Genomic DNA, 2,176 nt, shown 5'->3' on the forward strand with positions numbered 1-2,176 from the left:
GTGGAGGGAGCCGTCGAAGGCGGGATCGGCGATTGGGACGAAGTCGTAACAAGGTAGCCGTACCGGAAGGTGCGGCTGGATCACCTCCTTTCTAAGGAGCACTGGCCGCCTCACTGTGTGGGGTGGTCCAGAGCCATGCCTGCGCCGGGACATCTGCTCCATCAGGGGGTGGGTGCGTGTGTGTGGGGTGGAGCTCGAGGGTGGAACACTGACCAGTTCGTTGCGCCGGCGCTGCTGGCCGCTAGTACAGCCTGATGCCCCTTCGGTGGGGTGGGTGGGAACGCGGATGGTGGTGGTGGGGTTGCGTAGGCACGCTGTTGGGTCCTGAGAGAGCGGACCTGCTCCGGGTTGCCGGGGTTGGGTTGGCTGTCTTGCGTGCGGGGCTCACTTGCCCGCCATACCAGCTGGGTCCCTGTGAGGGGGTCGGGTGTTGGTGGTGGGTGTGGGTGGGTGGTCGTTCGTTCTTTGAGAACTGCACAGTGGACGCGAGCATCTTGTAGGGCGCATCGCAGATGTCTCACCGTCATCGTGGCCGGCTTCGGTTGGTCTGGTGGTTGGTGGGGTGTGTTGTGGTGGGTCAAGTTGTTAAGGGCGCACGGTGGATGCCTTGGCACCAGGAGCCGATGAAGGACGTAGGAGGCTGCGATAAGCCTCGGGGAGCTGTCAACCGAGCGTTGATCCGAGGATTTCCGAATGGGGGAACCCCGCACCAGTCATGTGGTGTGACCCGCGCCTGAATGTATAGGGCGTGTGGAGGGAACGTGGGGAAGTGAAACATCTCAGTACCCACAGGAAGAGAAAACAACAGTGATTCCGTGAGTAGTGGCGAGCGAAAGCGGATGAGGCTAAACCGTATCGATGTGATAGCCGGCAGGTGTTGTCGATGCGGGGTCGTGGGACCGATCTTCTCGTTGCTGCCGCAGCGGGCGGGAGTCAGAAAAGTGTGGTGTTAGTGGAAGGCCTCTGGAAGGGGTCGCCGTAGAGGGTGAGAGCCCCGTACACGAAAACGCGCACTCTCCCGTGATTGTGTTCCCAAGTAGCACCGAGCTCGTGGAATTCGGTGTGAATCTGGCGGGACCACCCGCTAAGCCTAAATACTCCCTGGTGACCGATAGCGGACAAGTACCGTGAGGGAAAGGTGAAAAGTACCCCGGGAGGGGAGTGAAATAGTACCTGAAACCGTGTGCCTACAAGCCGTGAGAGCCTTATGCACCTTCGTGGTGTGGGGGTGATTGCGTGCCTTTTGAAGAATGAGCCTGCGAGTTAGCGGTACGTGGCGAGGTTAACCCGTGTGGGGTAGCCGTAGCGAAAGCGAGTCCGAACAGGGCGTTTCCAGTCGCGTGCTCTAGACCCGAAGCCGAGTGATCTACCCATGGCCAGGTTGAAGCGCGGGTAAGACCGCGTGGAGGACCGAACCCACTTCGGTTGAAAACGGAGGGGATGAGCTGTGGGTAGGGGTGAAAGGCCAATCAAACTCGGTGATAGCTGGTTCTCCCCGAAATGCATTTAGGTGCAGCGTCGCGTGTTTCTTGCCGGAGGTAGAGCACTGGATGGTCTAGGGGCCCCACAAGGTTACTGAAATCAACCAAACTCCGAATGCCGGTAAGTGAGAGCGCGGCAGTGAGACTGCGGGCGATAAGGTTCGTAGTCGAGAGGGAAACAGCCCAGATCATCAGCTAAGGCCCCTAAGCGTGTGCTAAGTGGAAAAGGATGTGGGATCGCAGTGACAACCAGGAGGTTGGCTTAGAAGCAGCCACCCTTGAAAGAGTGCGTAATAGCTCACTGGTCAAGTGGTTCCGCGCCGACAATGTAGCGGGGCTCAAGCACACCGCCGAAGCTATGGCACTCCCACGTGAGCCCGCCGGTCGTCTTCGGACTGCCGGCCAGGTGTGGGGGTGGGTAGGGGAGCGTCGTGTGGCGGTGGAAGCGGCGGAGTGATCCAGCCGTGGACGCCACACGAGTGAGAATGCAGGCATGAGTAGCGAAAGGGGAGTGAGAAACTCCCCCGCCGGATGACCAAGGGTTCCTGGGCCAGGCTAATCCGCCCAGGGTGAGTCGGGACCTAAGGCGAGGCCGACAGGCGTAGTCGATGGACAACGGGTTGATATTCCCGTACCCGCGAAGGAACGCCCATGCTGAACCCAGCGATGCTAACCGTCTGAAGCTCCGTGACGTG

Annotated in this window: 2 rRNA genes; both read left to right on the forward strand. The window is 60.1% G+C overall.

The features are described from left to right. Positions 1-91: ribosomal RNA gene (locus BM158_RS21215) — 16S ribosomal RNA — on the forward strand; the annotation flags it as partial. 484 nt (positions 92-575) lie between these two features. Further along, positions 576-2,176, forward strand: a 23S ribosomal RNA gene (locus BM158_RS22155); the annotation flags it as partial.

Source organism: Klenkia taihuensis (genome assembly GCF_900112525.1).
GTDB lineage: Bacteria > Actinomycetota > Actinomycetes > Mycobacteriales > Geodermatophilaceae > Klenkia > Klenkia taihuensis.